Source organism: Leucothrix pacifica, assembly GCF_003172875.1.
Taxonomy (GTDB): domain Bacteria; phylum Pseudomonadota; class Gammaproteobacteria; order Thiotrichales; family Thiotrichaceae; genus Leucothrix; species Leucothrix pacifica.
This window is the reverse complement of sequence record NZ_QGKM01000001.1, coordinates 1-15,493: the sequence shown is the minus strand read 5'-3', so window position 1 is coordinate 15,493 and position 15,493 is coordinate 1. Positions and strand designations below refer to the sequence as shown.

Sequence of the window (15,493 nt, the reverse complement as noted above, 5' to 3'; positions counted from 1 at the left end):
CTTGAGGGAGGAGCATAGAGGAGGACTTTTTCTAAATGATTGCTGAAATGTAACGAAATGTAATTGAGTGATTTAACATTGATATGGTAGCGCTATGAATGCTCATCATTGGATTCAAACTATCACGTGATAATCAACGGATGATGAGATACTAGTGTGAATCCCACTCCACACTACTAGCGAACATATACCCAACACCATAGACAGTTTTGATCAAAGCAGGGTCTTTGGGGTCACGCTCAATTTTTTTACGAATACGTGACATGCGAACATCCACACAGCGATCAAAAGCATCCATTTGCTGCTTCATTAGCTGATCCCGTGACAAAATTTGCTGAGGTGAGTGCAAGAATGATAGGAGTAGTTCTGCTTCTGCAGCACTTAATTTCTCTGTGCGGCCATCGGTATTATGCAAGGACAGAGTGGGGACATCGAAGCTCCATCCATCAAAATGAGCTTGTTTGGGGGTATTTTGCTGAGCGCTCTGAGCATTCTCACTGTAACGCCCCATACGCCTGACAATACTATTGGCACGTGCTACCAGTTCTCTGGGTTGAAACGGTTTGCTGACGTAATCATCAGCGCCTAGTTCTAAGCCTAGTACCTTATCGGGCAAGCTATTGCGGCCAGAAAGGATAATGACACCCGTTTCACAGGTATCCATTAGGTCACGGACGATGGTCAAGCCGTTCATGTCGGGCAGGCCTAAATCAATGATACACACATCGGGGATCAAGGAATCAATGGCTTGCTGGGCTTCTTTTCCGGTCTGAAAACTACGCGTGGTGTAACCGTGCAGCTGGAATTCGTTTTCCAGTAACTCGCAGATAGCCACTTCATCATCAACAATGTAAATGGTATGGTGTTTATTGGTCATGAACCTCCTCCCTGATTAATGCATGATGTGCCTGCAAGAGCGCATCATAAAGGGCTTCTTTATCAAACGGTTTCCTTAGCAGAGGAAACGTTAAGACACCCTGTTTACCATCAATCTGTACACTATGAGTATAGCCACTCATCAGTAAGATAATACGACTTTTTCCTTGTGCAGCAAACAGTTCCGCTAATAAAGGACCAGCACTGACGCCTTGCAGGCGCACGTCTGACACTAGTAAATCCAGATGTGGAATATTTTTAATCAGTTGCTCTGCTTCTTGTGCGCTCGACGCTTCAATAATATTCAGTCCAAACGACATGAGTTGCTCTCTTACAACTCGTCTGACGTCTGCATCATCTTCTACCAGCAAAGCTAATTGATTTTTCAACCATTGCGATGAAGCAGGTGCTTTATTTGGCGAAGTGTCATTAGCCTCATAATCAACCGCAGGGAGTAATACATTAATCGCGGCTCCTTCCCCTGTTTTACTATTGATGTGGATGTAACCATTGGATTGTTTAACGAAGCCATACACCATACTCAAACCCAGACCAGAATTATCCAGTTCTGTTTTGGTGGTAAAGAATGGTTCGAATGCCTTCTGTAAGGATTCTTCGTTAAAACCGGAACCTGTATCTGTGACCAGCAGGCATACATAACGCCCTGCCGGCACAGTTTCATCATAGTCATGTTGGGGTTGAGTAAACTCGCACAACGATGACTCCAGAGACAATACACCGCCTTTAGGCATGGCATCACGCGCATTCAGAGCGAGATTGATCAGGGCACTTTCCATTAAGGCTGCATCGACATTGACGGCAAGTGCTTCATCGCTAAAGACCGTTTCAAGAGTGATTGAGGAGGGTAGTGAGCCGCGCAGTAAAACACAGGTATCTGTCAATAGTTGATTCACTTGAACAGTAGTGGGGCGCAGCGGTTGTTTGCGTGCGAAGGCAAGTAAACGATGGGTGATGTTCGTGCCGCGTTGTGATGCTTTGATAGCAGGATCTAAGAAGTTATTCAATTCCTCATTCGATGGGTTGCGATCTTTGAGGAGTGATAGATTGCCTAAAATAATGGAGAGCAAATTATTAAAGTCGTGGGCTAAGCCGCCTGCGAGTTGCCCGACTGCTTTCATGCGCTGTGCATTAGCGTGGGCCTCCAGCATTTCCTCGGTACGACGTTTGACTTGTGAGTCCAATGTGTCGATATTGTTTTCAAGACGCATCACCATGCTGTCAAAGCTATGCGCTAATTTTCCGACTTCATCATCACCCACTAAATTACTACGAGCGGATAAGTCACCCTGTTGTACTTTTTCAGCAGTCATTGATAAATGCTCAAGCGGGCGAGTAATCCGGCCTACAAAGAACAAACCCAATATCCATGAGATAAGCAGGGTGACCGTTGCAAGAGTGAGCAGGCGATTGCTGAGTAACTCCGAGCTACTACTTAATTCATCTAGGTATACGGAAGAGCAGATATACCAGTCGAATCCCGGTAAATAGCGCACCAACGATCGTTTCTCGTAGATGTAGTTACCGGGGTCATCAGGTTTATCCCAGAGGTAATGGAGTTCCTCACCAGTATCCGCTATTGAGATTAATTCATCAGCGATGGGTTGTTTGCTCAAGGGGTTAGTGAGTGTATTAAAGCGTGTCCCGTCAATGTTTATATTGGGATGAATGAGCATGTTTTTCTGTGCATCAAAAATATACAGATAGCCCGTCTTAGCGAGTTTTATTTTTAACAGTGCGTTGCGAAGATCCGGCAACGCTTGTTGCTTCAGGACTTGTACCTCTTTTTCCAAATCATCCAGATACACACCGGAACCAATTACAAAGCCCCATTCCGGATAGTCTTTAATAAAGGAGACTTTGTCCAATCCTTGTTTTTGCTGAGGACGGTTCCATTGGTAGGCGTAAAAGCCTTCCCCTTCCTTGCGAACTTGCTTGAGCAGCTTCTCCAAAACGGGCTTTGCTACGCCATCATCTAAGGGAGACTTGACCCCATAAAAGCGAGGGTCCGGGTGGGATAGCAGCGTGCCTTGGTAGTCAGCAATCCAGATGTAGTTATTCTCATCATACTTAAATTTACGGATGACAGAGAAAACCTTCTCCCGAACTTTAGACGCCGGAATCAGTGCTGCTTCGGCGGACTGAAACTCTGTCTGTATGAAGGCTTCGGTCAGTGAAACTGCGACTTTTAATTTCTGCTGATGGCTTTCTAAGGCTTGCTTACGATAGCCCTCCACATTGCTGTACATGCGACTGGCTAACTCAGTCACATTGTCGAGTACCAAGCGACTGGAGTCTCGCTCGATTTCAAATACCTTTTGCTTAATGAAAGGCACCGAAAACAAGTAGACCACACTGTAAGTAGCAATAGTGATGCCTAGCAGCGTCAATAGAAAGCGACGCGACAGCTTAGGGGTGAGCGGCCAGTTACGCGGCAAGATAGATGTCCTCTGGGGGCGTTACAATTCGATACAATTGGGAAATATTAACGCAACGATCTCTTCGTATCATCCTGACATAGCGCTACAGGAAGTCAAATGACATAGCGATATTTTTTTGAAAGATATGATGTTCAATACAGTTTGAATACCGGAATTGAGAGGAGAAATCTAATGACGGCTAATATATACGATCAGGGACTGGGTCAGGTACCTGCTAATTTTGAAGCGCTAAGCCCGCTGACTTTTCTGGAGCGAGCGGCTTCGGTTAATCCTGATAAAACGGCTGTTGTGCACATTGGCGTACGTCGTAACTGGAAGCAAACTTACGACCGTTGTCGTCAAGCTGCCAGTGCATTGCAAAAGCGTGGTATTGGCAAGGGTGACACTGTATCTATCATGTGTCCTAATCTGCCGGAGCACTTTGAGGCACACTTTGCGGTTCCTATGATTGGTGCCGTATTAAACTCCATTAATACTCGTCTGGATGCCGAAGCAGTTGCGTTTATTTTGCAGCATGCTGAAGCGAAAGTCTTAATCACAGAGCGTGAAATGTCTGCAACGGTTAAGCAGGCACTGGAGATTCTCGACAAGAACATTCTAGTGATCGACATTGATGATCCTTCGTTTGAAGGTGGCGAGTTGCTGGGTGAATTGACCTATGACGAACTGCTGGCGGAAGGTGATGTCAATTTTGCCTGGCAGAACCCTCAGAATGAGTGGGATGCGATCAGCCTAAACTATACCTCTGGAACCACGGGCGACCCTAAAGGCGTTGTGTATCATCATCGTGGTGCCTACCTCAATGCAGTTAGCAATGTCATGTCATGGGGTATGCCTAACCAGGCGACTTACCTTTGGACGTTGCCAATGTTCCATTGTAACGGGTGGTGTTTCCCTTGGACAATTGCTGCAGTAGCCGGTGTGAATGTGTGTTTACGCCATGTGCGCGCTGATGAGATTGTGGCATTAATCAAAGAAGAAAAGGTGGATCACTTCTGTGGTGCGCCGATTGTTCTGAATATGATCAATAGTCTGCCAGAGGCAGAGAAGTCCGGTATTGATCATGCGGTGAAAGTCATGACAGCAGGTGCGCCGCCACCAGCTTCAGTCATTCAGGGCATGGAAGACATGGGCTTTGTGGTCACGCATGTTTACGGACTCACCGAGACTTATGGTCCCTGTGTAGTGTGTGAATGGAATGATGACTGGAATGATCGGACATCTGAAGAAAAAGCCAAATTAAAAGCGCGCCAAGGTGTGCGTGTAACTATGCAGGAAGGTCTGATGGTGGCTGATCCTAAGACGATGGAACCAGTGAAAAAAGACGGCCAAACGATCGGTGAGATTTTTATGCGCGGCAATATCGTCATGAAAGGTTACTTAAAAAATCCACCAACCACGGATGCTGCCTTTGAAGGTGGCTGGTTCCGCTCTGGTGATTTGGCGGTATGGCATGAAGACGACTATATCGAGATCAAAGATCGCTCTAAAGACATTATCATTTCTGGTGGCGAAAACATTTCCAGTGTGGAAGTAGAAGATGTGCTGTACCGACACCCTGCGGTTGGGGATGTTGCGGTTGTCGCGAAAATGGATGAGAAGTGGGGTGAAGTACCTTGTGCCTTTATTAATTTAGCCGAGGGTGCTGAAGTAGCTGATGGCGAGCTAAAGGCATATTGTCGTGAGCATATGGCGCATTTCAAAGTGCCTAAAAAGTTTGTATTTGTGGAGCTACCACGCACTTCAACCGGCAAGGTTCAAAAATTCGTATTACGCGAATGGGCTAATGCTGAATAAATAACTTATTTCAAGGCCCCACTATGTCCTCCGTTAGTAGGCCTCAAGCTTAGGGTGGCCGCTCGGCCACTCATTTTTATGGATTTCGTTTATGAGTTACATTCACCCCTATAAAGACACCGCATTTTGCCTGGAACAAATTGTAGAATTTGATGCACTGTGTGAAAGTGGCGAGTCTGACGCTAATATGGAACTGGCGGTTGCCGTGCTTGATGAAGCCGGTAAGTTCGGTGCCGATATATTGGCCCCCTTGAATAAAACAGGTGATCTGCAAGGCGCCAAGCTGAGTGATTATGGCGTGGAAGCCTCACCTGGTTTTAATGAAGCCTACCAGCAGTTCGCAGAGAATGGTTGGTTATCGCTGGCTGCTACTGAAGACTTTGGTGGCCAAAACATGCCAAACGTATTGAATACGGCGGTTAATGAAGTATGGCACTCAGCCAATATGGCGTTTGCGTTGTGTCCTATGTTGAGTATGGGGGCGATGGAAAGTATCGCACACCATGCTAGCGAGGAACTTCAGAATACATGGCTCCCTAAAATGGTGAGTGGTGAATGGACCGGTACCATGAATCTAACCGAGTCAGATGCAGGATCTGATCTGGCGGCGATCAAGACACAAGCAGTTCCTGAAGGTGACCATTATTTAGTAACCGGGCAGAAAATTTTCATCACCTGGGGCGATCATCAGATGACTGATAATGTCGTTCACCTTGTGTTGGCAAGACTGCCGGATGCTCCTGCCGGGGTTAAAGGTATTTCTTTGTTCATTGTGCCAAAGTTCACACTGGATGGCGCTGGTGAGCCAGCAACACGCAACGCAGTGAATTGCTTGTCGCTGGAGCATAAGCTAGGTATTCACGGAAGCCCAACCTGCGTCATGGAATTTGCCGGGGCTGAAGGTTATTTAGTGGGCGAGCCAAACAAAGGTTTGGTCTATATGTTCACCATGATGAACCATGCGCGTCAGGCGGTTGGTTTGCAAGGATTGTCCATTTCTGAGCGCGCTTATCAATTGGCGCTTGCTTATGCTAAGGACCGTGTGCAGGGCACTCGCCGCGATGGTTCACGAATTCCGATTATTGAATTCCCGGATGTGCGCCGTATGTTGTTGATGATGAAGTCATCCATTGAAGCTATGCGTGGATTGGCATTGGTCGCAGCAGCTGAGTTGGATCGTGCTGCGGGTGCTAGTGGTGAGACACAAAAAGCCCATCACTCCAAACGTTTTGAGTTACTGACGCCTATTGTTAAAGGCTGGCTGACTGAGATGTCGCAGGAGCTTACATCGTTAGGTGTGCAGATTCATGGCGGTATGGGTTACATCGAAGAGACAGGCGCGGCACAGCACTTACGTGATGCACGCATTCTGACGATTTACGAGGGCACCACGGGCATTCAGGCGTTGGATTTAGTGGGTCGTAAAACGCTGATGGATCAAGGAGCCTCATTAAAGCTGTTACTAGATGAAATGCAGGCCACATCAGAGGCGCTTAGCCAGTCGGCTTATCCTGAAAATAGCGTTGTCACAGGCTTTGAACAAGCCCTGAAAGACGGCATGGACGCTTATCAGCATCTGTTAGTCAGTGCTGAGAATGACAAGCACCACGCCGGTAGTGCGAGTACTAACTTCATGATGTTGTTTGGTTACCTTTGCGGTGGCTGGACTATGGTCAAAGGAGCGATGAAAGCACGTGCCATGCTGGATGCGGGTGACGGTGATCAGGACTTCTTGAATGCAAAGCTTCATACCGCGCGTTTTTATTGTGAGCACATGTTGCCACGAACCAAATCTTGTCTTGCGGTAGTGAAGTCAGGAAGCGATGTTGTAATGGCTATGCCAGGCGAGCAGTTTTAAATCTAAAAACTGAATATTTGTCCCGATTCAGAGTGTGCGTTCTAAGTGATGCGATCTGTTTCGGGGCGTAGATCTAGCAAGATAAAGTGATATAAAGTTATGAATAAATTATTAAAAGTCGGTGACAGTGCGCAGTTGCAACGCAAGTTTACCGATGATGATGTACGGCAATATGCTGAACTGTCGACTGATAGAAACCCTATACACCTTGATGAGGCTTACGCTGCTAACACAAAGTTCAAGTCGCGTATTGTTCATGGCATGCTAGTCGGCAGCTTGTTTTCAGCATTGTTAGGGCAGCAATTACCGGGTGAGGGTGCGATTTATATGGCGCAGAATGTGCAGTTTAAAGCGCCGGTATTTCTGGATATGTTGGTGACTGCCAGCGTTGAGATTAAGGAGATTCATCCTACTAAGCCGATTGTTAGTTTCAGCACCAAGTGTGTTGATTCACTGGGCAACCTGCTATTAATCGGTGACGCAGTGATGTTCGTACCTTGGCTGGAGCGTGAAGCGACTACTTGAGGCTACTGCAGCATAGCGCATATACCAAGCGAGCCAAGCAAGCTAAGGATTTCGCTTCAGTGGGTGAAACAACCACCGGCATATTTCACTTTCTTAGAGGGTGTGAGTGATCTGGGGTGATAGTTAATATTTGTGATGTTTAGAGAATACAGAGGGAAATCAGGATGAGTACGAGTGCTGAACGCGAAAGTATGGAATATGATGTTGTGGTGGTCGGCGGCGGCCCTGCAGGTTTAGCAACGACGATTCGTCTGAAGCAGTTAGCTGCTGAGCAAGGTCAGGAAATCTCAGTGTGCCTACTGGAAAAGGGCTCCGAAGTGGGCGCGCATATTCTGTCGGGCGCAGTCATGGAAACACGCGCTCTGGATGAGTTATTTCCAGATTGGAAAGACCGTGGAGCACCGCTTAATACCGCAGTGAGCGGTGATGAAGTTCACCTGTTTACCACTGAGCGTAAATCCATAAAACTGCCTAATTTTATGATTCCACCCAGCATGCATAACGAGGGTAATTATATCGTGAGCCTTGCCAATGTGAGTCGCTGGTTGGGTGAGCAAGCAGAAGCGCTTGAGGTCGAAATTTATCCCGGTTTCCCTGCTGCAGAAATTCTTTATCATGAAGATGGCAGCATTAAAGGTGTCGTTACGCCTGATATGGGCCTTGATGAAGAGGGTGGGAAGAAAGACAGCTACGAGCCGGGTATGGAGCTTCATGCAAAATACACCGTATTTGCGGAAGGCTGTCGTGGTCATTTAGGTAAGGAACTACTCAATAAATTTAAGCTGGGTGCTGATGCTGACCCCCAACATTATGGGATTGGGATTAAAGAGCTGTGGGAAGTGAAGCCTGAAAACCATCAGGAAGGTTTGGTGGTACATGGCTCCGGTTGGCCTCTGGATGATGCAACGGGTGGCTCATTCCTGTATCACATTGAGAACAACCAGGTAGTGGTCGGCTTAATTGTGGATTTGAATTACAGCAATCCACATCTCAGCCCATTCCATGAATTCCAGCGCATGAAACACCATCCGGTCTTTGCCGATGTATTAGCAGGTGGGTCACGGGTATCTTATGGCGCACGAGCCATTACTAAAGGCGGCCTCAATGCCTTGCCGAAAATGTCGATGCCCGGTGGTTTGTTGGTCGGTTGTGATGCCGGAACGTTGAATTTCGCCAAGATTAAAGGCACGCATACGGCCATGAAATCCGGTATGGTGGCTGCTGAAGTGTTGTTTGAGCAGATCAAAAATAATGGGGCAGGTTCTGTAAATCTGACGCAGTTTGATCAGGCTTTCCGTGATTCTTGGGCGGGTCAGGAACTGCATGAGTCGCGTAACTTTGGCCCTGCCATGCACAAATATGGCATGTTGATGGGCGGTGCCTTTAACTATTTGGATCAGAGGTTATTTAAAGGGAAGTTATCTTTCACGCTGCATGATACAAAAGCAGATTACGCCGCAATGAAACCGGCTGCAGATTGCCCGAAAATTGAATACCCAAAGCCGGATGGAAAGCTCAGCTTTGATAAATTATCGTCGGTATTTTTGACCAATACATTTCATGAAGAAAACCAGCCTTGTCATCTTAAGCTGACAGATCCAAGTATTCCGGTGTCTAAAAACTTACCGCTATATGATGCGCCAGAGCAGCGTTATTGCCCTGCAGGTGTGTATGAGATTATTGAGGAAGCAGGAGAAGCAATGCTACAGATCAATAGTCAGAACTGCATTCATTGTAAAACCTGCGATATTAAAGACCCTAGTCAGAATATTACGTGGGTGACACCGGAAGGTGGCGGTGGACCGAGTTATCCGAATATGTAAATTAGCAGATAGGTGGATGCCTAAAACTAAATGATAGGGTGTGGTTAGAAGCTCCGTCCTATCATTTCAAGCCCAACTTTATCAGCCAGTGGGACGGTCAGTTTTGATATCCCTACTAATTGCTGATTGAAGCTGCAGAGAATATTAAATAAGATGGTTACAGCTCACTTCGCACCCACGCATAGAGAGGCAAGACCATGTCCGACTCTTCACCGCAAGCTGCCAGCAAACAACACGCCTTTAGTTATATTCATGGCACGCGCACTTACCACTTCAAAACACTCGCCGAACTCATGGCGAAAGCCACGCCAGCCCGCTCTGGTGATCGGCTCGCCGGTGTCACCGCCCAGTCTGCCGAAGAGCGCGTAATCGCTCAATACGTTTTGGCCGATGTGCCTTTAAAACGATTCCTGCAAGAAGCTTTAATTCCTTATGAGTCCGATGAAGTGACTCGCCTGATTATGGATGAGCATGATGCGGATGCCTTTGCGCCGGTTTCACATCTGACAGTGGGTGACTTTCGTAACTGGCTTTTGAGTGATCAGGCAACGCCAGAGATTCTAACTGCCTTACATCAAGGTATCACACCGGAAATGGCTGCCGCTGTCTCCAAAATCATGCGTAATCAGGATTTAATTCTGGTCGCGCAAAAGTGCCAAGTGACCAGCGCTTTCCGCAATACCATTGGACTTCCCGGACACTTATCAACACGCTTACAACCTAACCATCCAACCGACGATGTCACGGGCATTGCCGCCAGTATTTTGGATGGATTGTTATACGGCAGTGGCGATGCTGTGATTGGCATCAACCCTGCCACGGACAATGTCGCGCAAGCCATTAAGTTAATGAAACTGATGGATGGCGTGATTCAGGAATACGATATTCCCACACAATCTTGTGTGCTGACGCATGTCACGAATACATTGGAAGCGATTGAAAAAGGTGCACCGGTGGATCTGGTATTCCAATCCATTGGCGGCACTGAAGCGACTAATACCAGCTTTGGCTTTAACCTGAAAACACTGGCAGAAGCACAAGATGCGGCTTTGTCTTTAAAACGCGGCACGGTCGGCAATAACGTCATGTATTTTGAAACAGGGCAGGGCAGCTCCTTATCGGCTAATGCGCATCATGGGCTGGATCAGCAAACCTGCGAAGCCCGTGCATACGGTGTTGCTCGTAAATATTCACCGTTATTGGTCAATACAGTCGTGGGATTTATCGGCCCTGAATACCTGTTTGATGGTAAAGAAATTACCCGTGCCGGACTCGAAGATCATTTCTGCGGCAAGTTGCTTGGTCTGCCAATGGGTTGCGACATTTGTTATACCAATCACGCGCAAGCTGACCAGAATGACATGGATAATCTGCTGACCTTGCTAGGTGTTGCGGGTTGCACGTTCATTATGGGTATTCCCGGTTCTGACGACATTATGCTGAATTACCAAACCACGTCATTCCACGATGCGCTTTATGTGCGTCGGGCCTTGGGTGCACGACCTGCGCCAGAGTTCGAAGCATGGCTGACGAAAATGCAGATTTTTCAGGATGCAGAGGGATTCAGGCTCAATGAAAAACTGCCAGCCCCGTTCGCTCGCTCACTGCAATTAGCCCATCAAGGAGGTGAGTCATGAGCGATAAACAAGATCTTGATATCGTCACACCGAATGCATGGGAGTCGCTGCGAACTTTCACCGATGCACGTATAGGACTCGGTCGCACCGGTGTTAGTTTGCCAACTTCAGCCCTATTGGAATTTCAGTTAGCCCATGCCCAAGCGCAAGATGCTGTGCATACCGCGCTGGATACTAAAGCCTTAGAAACACAGCTCGACAGGCTGGTCAGTGAGCATGAGTTGCCTGAAACCTTGCAGTTACATAGTCGTGCGATTGATAGACCGACCTACTTGCAGCGACCGGATTTGGGACGACGTTTGGATGAGCCTTCTGCGGATAAACTACGAAATCAGGTCGCGGATACTTCCAGTGGCTTTGACTTGGCGATTGCGGTTGTCGATGGCCTGTCATCCAAGGCGATTAGTGATAATACCTCGGAATTTCTTGGTGCTCTGTTCAAGGAATTAACACAGGATCAGGATGATTGGCAGATTGCACCACTGACTATCGTGCAGCAGGGGCGTGTAGCAATTGGCGATGAAATCGGTGAATTACTCAATGCTCGTGCTGTACTGGTTTTAGTGGGCGAGCGTCCCGGACTTAGCTCGCCGGATAGCCTTGGTTTGTATCTGACTTGGGCACCAAAAATTGGCCTCACCGATGCCAGACGAAATTGTATTTCTAATGTGCGCAAGTCCGGTTTGAGTCACAGCGATGCCGTGCGTAAAGTGATTTATTTATTGAAGGAAGCGCGTCGTTTGAAGTTGTCTGGCGTAGATTTGAAAGAGCGCTCTGAGGATACGCTAATCGAAGCCGGCGGTGAAAAACGGAATTTCTTACTGCCTTGAAAACACAGTTTGTGACGATTTCTTAGCGATTAATCTGTAGAAGTCCGGATTCAGTCTGAACTTCTACACTTAAATTATCATTGAAGCTTGGCATTCAAATCATCATTTCATTACATCAGCTAACAACTGATAAATCTGCGAAAATGGGGTAACACCAAAACATAGACCTCAGACAATGCCAAACTTCAATCTCAGCCTACACCGCTTCCCAGACACTTCCCCTGACTTTGAAATGATCGCGGACGACCCCGTGTTTGATCCCGCCATTCACCTAGAATTAGGTCAGCCAGAGCATGTGTTAACGCTTAATGAGCTGGGCTATGGCGATGAAATTAAAGGTACCACGCCCACCAATATTGCGGCGACTTCCTGTTTTCGGGTATTGAGTGACGAAGGTGTGGCGGCCATGTACCACGTGTGCAAACAGCTTGAAGCTTTCACAACTTCAAATCCTCGCATCTCCAGAAACACCAGAGGTGGCACTTATCGTTCGCACTTTCTGCGTGATTTTAGTATCAGTGTGGATATTGCGGAGCACATTTCGGCGCTGATGAAAACCCCGTTGCTACCGCATGCGATGTGTCATCAATTATCCCATCTGAACTACCAACCGCTGACGGTCGGCGAGGCTGTTGATAAATGGCATTACGATACCCTGCAGGCGGATTTTGTGATGTTTGTGACGGACCCGAATACGGTGGAAGGTGGCGAGTTTCAGTATTTCAAAGGCACGCGTGATGAAATGGCTGCCATCCATAAAGCCGGTGAGACAATTCCACAAGACAGTGTGATTGCGCCGAGTATGCCGGGCGCGGGTTATGCGGTGATGATGCAGGGAAATTACGTGGTGCATCAGGCCAGAGGCATCACCTCTGAGGGCGAGCGAATCACTTTGGTGAATGGCTATAATTATGCGGATGTGAGCATTCCCGACTTCACGGCTTTGAATCAGTTGGTACATGCTGATCCGGCGAATTACGTGACAGCGGAATACACGCGTCAGATGGCGTTGCGCTGTGCTCAACACTTGCAGCCTTGCATCAATGACACTGATTTTAATGCGGATCGCCAACAGCAAATTCAGCGTCTGCAACGTGCTCGTGCTGAGTTGGATGAGGCAATTGCATTGTTAGAAGACGAGACTGAGGTGTCTTTAAAACACTTCGGAGACTGAGCTTATTAACTCAGATATCAGATATATGAACGGCATATAGCTCTGCAACGTGATCGTAGAAATATAAGGCTGAGACTCTAATTGAGCGATGAACTCGACAGCATTTTCAAAATTCCGCATGAAATCAATCGCACACAAGTATCAATAAGGGTTTTCATGAGCGATATACGTCTATATAGATTGGATACGGTTATTCCAGCCAGATCTTAACTGTCGAACCGTTTCTTGCATAGACTCCCCTTCTTCCTCAGTTAAGCACCCTGCGAGCCTCATCATGTTTTCTTTCCAGGTACTCTGCACTTTGGCTTTTTCTAGGTAAAGGTCTATCCCCTCTCGAATAAGGGTACTTTGCTTCCTGCCTGTGATACGTGCAAGGCGTGATAGTTCTTTTTTCTGATCGTCACGGATAAAAACTTGTGTTTTTTGCATGGTGGCTAGTCTCGCTTCTCCATGAAGTAGCTGGGTGGCTTTCTCGGTTGTACATCTATTTTGGATGGATATTTAAATCTTAGCAAGTATAGCCAGGAGTTACCTGCATTTTGAGAATCGACCATGCTGCTAGCGCTATGTATCAGTAGTGCTGACGTATCTGACTAAGGCCATAGGAAATTACAAATAGGGTATGGAGGTTTTTTTAATAACCTCTAAAAACCGTCAATATAACCCTATTTAGACTTGTTTTTGATGATCAGCAACCCTCTAATTAGGGTGTACCCTAATTATATAAAAGTGATTAACTCAGTAATCAATGCTCCTGCAATAATTCCTCTAATGCTGGACAGTCGCTAAGCTTGTCTTCTTTACAAGCTGACGATAAATCAGTGAGAGCTTTTTTTAATCGACGAATCTCCTTTAATTTTTCATCAAGGACTTTAATTTGTTGTGTCACAATACTGAAAACCTGCTCACAAGAGTTATCCTTGCTCTCAATAAGATTCACCAACGCTTGTACTTCGCTTTGAGCAAAGCCTAATGACTTAGCGCGACGCACAAGGCGCAAATACTGCAAATGTTTATCTGAATAATCCCTGTAACCGTTAGGTTTACGTGCTGATGCAGGAATCAGTCCTATTTTTTCATAGTACCGCACTGTCTCAATGTGGCAGCCTACCGCCTGGGCGAGTTCTCCGATTCTCATATTGACCTCATAGTTACTATGAGGCTTAGGATAGGGGTTATCACCGCTATTGGAAACACGACAATGAATAATAATGCCAAGTGGGCGGCGCTGGGTGGTCTGGGCGCTGCTATCGGTTCAACAGCGTGCTGCATACTCCCGTTGGTCTTGTTTAGCTTAGGAATCAGCGGTGCATGGATAGGCACACTAACCAGCCTGAATCAGTACCAACCTGTGTTTGTTGCTGTCGCACTACTGTGCTTTGCCGTGGGGTTTTACTGGGTCTATTTCAAGCCCAAAGCCCAATGTAAACCTGATAGCTACTGCGCAAAGCCAGCCTCCAATCGTATTGTTAAAGTTGTTTTATGGTTATCACTGGCATTGATTGTTTTAGCACTCGCATTCCCCTTCATAGCCCCTTTGTTTTTAACGTAATGGAATCAATCAAATGAACAGCATGAAATCACTAATTTTTAGTTTTTTAACACTAATACTGCTATCGATGACAAATTTACTCTATGCAAATAATTCAAGTGTTAGCACAGAAAAATCCGTCACGCTGACCGTTGAGAAAATGACTTGTATCAGCTGCCCCTACATCGTCAAAAAGTCACTAACCGAAACAGAAGGCGTTCAAAGCGCAGAGGTCATTTTTGATGAAAAGAAAGCGATTGTTGTGTTTGATGAAAGTAAAACCAGTGTGGAAAAACTGATTGCAGCTACCACCAATGTCGGCTTCCCTTCAGAACTGGTAGAGACTGAGACCAATTGAGTAAGAAATTAATTTATACCGGCGTTATTGGTGCCGTGTTAGCCGCTGCCTGCTGTGTGACGCCTTTATTACCGGTCACACTAACAGCAGTGGGTTTAACTGGCCTGTTGGGCGTGTTGTATAAAGATGCGGTTTTATTACCAGCAATAGGTATTTTCATTTTGATAGCGGGGTATGGGTTATGGCGACAACGACAGCAGCAAAGACAGTAATACCTGATTCGGATATTACTTGTCCTGAGTGTGGGCACACTGAGACTGAGACAATGCCTACTAATGCCTGTCAGTGGTTCTACGACTGCAAGGGTTGCGGTGCTTTGCTCAAACCTAAGGCGGGGGATTGCTGCGTCTATTGCTCTTATGGCACGGTTGCCTGTCCGCCGATACAGGAAGGTGATAACTGCTGTTCGATCGAAGTAATAGACTAAAAAGGTCTGGGCAAAAGTAACATAACGCCGATTATACGAAGCTGGTATCCGTATTTGGATCTGTACTTCAAACAAAAATTGAACGAGACCTTATCTCGATGCGACCCAAAAGAGGCCTGAAAATAATACTATCAGGCCAAGGTCTTACTCAGGAACCGACAATTTATTCTATTCTAGTTATTGATGAATTGACCGTTT

General features: G+C 46.7%; 15 protein-coding genes. 11 read left to right on the top strand and 4 right to left on the bottom strand.

Features of this window, described 5'->3' with window-relative positions:
- Window positions 1-151: 151 nt before the first annotated feature.
- Both DKW60_RS00075 and DKW60_RS00070 read right to left on the bottom strand, forming a co-directional pair.
- Complete coding sequence (locus DKW60_RS00075; protein ID WP_109835620.1) at window positions 152-877, bottom strand: response regulator transcription factor; 726 nt, start codon at window positions 875-877, stop codon at window positions 152-154.
- A complete protein-coding gene (locus DKW60_RS00070; protein ID WP_109835619.1) occupies window positions 867-3,332 on the bottom strand; it encodes a cache domain-containing protein in 2,466 nt (821 codons plus the stop codon). The genes DKW60_RS00075 and DKW60_RS00070 overlap by 11 nt, the downstream gene beginning before the upstream one ends.
- Before the next feature lie 174 nt (window positions 3,333-3,506).
- Between DKW60_RS00070 and DKW60_RS00065 the strand changes: the two genes are divergently transcribed.
- The 7 genes from DKW60_RS00065 to DKW60_RS00035 all read left to right on the top strand — a co-directional run bounded on the left by DKW60_RS00065 (window position 3,507) and on the right by DKW60_RS00035 (window position 12,979).
- Window positions 3,507-5,132: an acyl-CoA synthetase gene (locus tag DKW60_RS00065; protein WP_109835618.1), complete on the top strand. Its 1,626-nt coding sequence runs from the start codon at window positions 3,507-3,509 to the stop codon at window positions 5,130-5,132.
- Window positions 5,133-5,223: 91 nt separating this feature from the next.
- On the top strand, window positions 5,224-6,990 hold the full coding sequence (locus DKW60_RS00060) for an acyl-CoA dehydrogenase family protein (RefSeq protein ID WP_109835617.1): 1,767 nt from the start codon (window positions 5,224-5,226) through the stop codon (window positions 6,988-6,990).
- 99 nt (window positions 6,991-7,089) lie between these two features.
- Window positions 7,090-7,515 (top strand): MaoC family dehydratase, encoded by a 426-nt coding sequence (locus DKW60_RS00055; RefSeq protein ID WP_109835616.1) that lies wholly within the window; start codon window positions 7,090-7,092, stop codon window positions 7,513-7,515.
- Window positions 7,516-7,679: 164 nt separating this feature from the next.
- The gene (locus tag DKW60_RS00050; protein WP_245929514.1) at window positions 7,680-9,338 is read left to right on the top strand and encodes an electron transfer flavoprotein-ubiquinone oxidoreductase; all 1,659 of its coding nucleotides are present in this window, start codon (window positions 7,680-7,682) and stop codon (window positions 9,336-9,338) included.
- A 197-nt stretch (window positions 9,339-9,535) separates the two neighbouring features.
- Window positions 9,536-10,975: an ethanolamine ammonia-lyase subunit EutB gene (locus tag DKW60_RS00045; protein WP_109835615.1), complete on the top strand. Its 1,440-nt coding sequence runs from the start codon at window positions 9,536-9,538 to the stop codon at window positions 10,973-10,975.
- Window positions 10,972-11,805, top strand: a complete 834-nt coding sequence (eutC, locus tag DKW60_RS00040; protein WP_109835614.1) for an ethanolamine ammonia-lyase subunit EutC — start codon at window positions 10,972-10,974, stop codon at window positions 11,803-11,805. Before DKW60_RS00045 ends, eutC begins: the two co-directional genes overlap by 4 nt.
- Before the next feature lie 175 nt (window positions 11,806-11,980).
- The gene (locus DKW60_RS00035; RefSeq protein ID WP_109835613.1) at window positions 11,981-12,979 is read left to right on the top strand and encodes a hypothetical protein; all 999 of its coding nucleotides are present in this window, start codon (window positions 11,981-11,983) and stop codon (window positions 12,977-12,979) included.
- A gap of 171 nt (window positions 12,980-13,150) precedes the next feature.
- Here the strand turns inward: DKW60_RS00035 and DKW60_RS00030 are convergent, their stop codons facing one another.
- Both DKW60_RS00030 and DKW60_RS00025 read right to left on the bottom strand, forming a co-directional pair.
- Window positions 13,151-13,408: a ribbon-helix-helix domain-containing protein gene (locus DKW60_RS00030; protein WP_109835612.1), complete on the bottom strand. Its 258-nt coding sequence runs from the start codon at window positions 13,406-13,408 to the stop codon at window positions 13,151-13,153.
- Between the two features lie 316 nt (window positions 13,409-13,724).
- Window positions 13,725-14,117, bottom strand: coding sequence for a MerR family DNA-binding transcriptional regulator (locus DKW60_RS00025; protein WP_109835611.1), 393 nt, complete (start codon window positions 14,115-14,117; stop codon window positions 13,725-13,727).
- Window positions 14,118-14,180: 63 nt separating this feature from the next.
- Between DKW60_RS00025 and DKW60_RS00020 the strand changes: the two genes are divergently transcribed.
- The 4 genes from DKW60_RS00020 to DKW60_RS00005 are packed head-to-tail and all read left to right on the top strand — an operon-like array spanning window position 14,181 to window position 15,295.
- Complete coding sequence (locus tag DKW60_RS00020) at window positions 14,181-14,531, top strand: mercuric transporter MerT family protein (RefSeq protein ID WP_109835610.1); 351 nt, start codon at window positions 14,181-14,183, stop codon at window positions 14,529-14,531.
- 22 nt (window positions 14,532-14,553) lie between these two features.
- The gene (locus DKW60_RS00015) at window positions 14,554-14,868 is read left to right on the top strand and encodes a cation transporter (protein ID WP_109835722.1); all 315 of its coding nucleotides are present in this window, start codon (window positions 14,554-14,556) and stop codon (window positions 14,866-14,868) included.
- The gene (gene merF / locus DKW60_RS00010) at window positions 14,865-15,080 is read left to right on the top strand and encodes a mercury resistance system transport protein MerF (RefSeq protein ID WP_109835609.1); all 216 of its coding nucleotides are present in this window, start codon (window positions 14,865-14,867) and stop codon (window positions 15,078-15,080) included. The genes DKW60_RS00015 and merF overlap by 4 nt, the downstream gene beginning before the upstream one ends.
- The gene (locus DKW60_RS00005) at window positions 15,050-15,295 is read left to right on the top strand and encodes a GDCCVxC domain-containing (seleno)protein (protein ID WP_109835608.1); all 246 of its coding nucleotides are present in this window, start codon (window positions 15,050-15,052) and stop codon (window positions 15,293-15,295) included. Before merF ends, DKW60_RS00005 begins: the two co-directional genes overlap by 31 nt.
- The last annotated feature ends 198 nt before the right edge of the window (window positions 15,296-15,493 follow it).

Bases quoted from the DNA above. Each gene is read 5' to 3' on its own strand.
- DKW60_RS00045 (WP_109835615.1), top strand. From the start codon at position 9,536: ATGTCCGACTCTTCACCGCAAGCTGCCAGCAAACAACACGCCTTTAGT.
- DKW60_RS00055 (WP_109835616.1), top strand. From the start codon at position 7,090: ATGAATAAATTATTAAAAGTCGGTGACAGTGCGCAGTTGCAACGCAAG.
- DKW60_RS00005 (WP_109835608.1), top strand. From the start codon at position 15,050: ATGGCGACAACGACAGCAGCAAAGACAGTAATACCTGATTCGGATATT.
- DKW60_RS00075 (WP_109835620.1), bottom strand. From the start codon at position 877: ATGACCAATAAACACCATACCATTTACATTGTTGATGATGAAGTGGCT.
- eutC (WP_109835614.1), top strand. From the start codon at position 10,972: ATGAGCGATAAACAAGATCTTGATATCGTCACACCGAATGCATGGGAG.
- DKW60_RS00020 (WP_109835610.1), top strand. From the start codon at position 14,181: ATGAATAATAATGCCAAGTGGGCGGCGCTGGGTGGTCTGGGCGCTGCT.
- DKW60_RS00035 (WP_109835613.1), top strand. From the start codon at position 11,981: ATGCCAAACTTCAATCTCAGCCTACACCGCTTCCCAGACACTTCCCCT.
- DKW60_RS00030 (WP_109835612.1), bottom strand. From the start codon at position 13,408: ATGCAAAAAACACAAGTTTTTATCCGTGACGATCAGAAAAAAGAACTA.
- DKW60_RS00025 (WP_109835611.1), bottom strand. From the start codon at position 14,117: ATGAGAATCGGAGAACTCGCCCAGGCGGTAGGCTGCCACATTGAGACA.
- DKW60_RS00015 (WP_109835722.1), top strand. From the start codon at position 14,554: ATGAAATCACTAATTTTTAGTTTTTTAACACTAATACTGCTATCGATG.
- DKW60_RS00065 (WP_109835618.1), top strand. From the start codon at position 3,507: ATGACGGCTAATATATACGATCAGGGACTGGGTCAGGTACCTGCTAAT.
- DKW60_RS00050 (WP_245929514.1), top strand. From the start codon at position 7,680: ATGAGTACGAGTGCTGAACGCGAAAGTATGGAATATGATGTTGTGGTG.
- DKW60_RS00060 (WP_109835617.1), top strand. From the start codon at position 5,224: ATGAGTTACATTCACCCCTATAAAGACACCGCATTTTGCCTGGAACAA.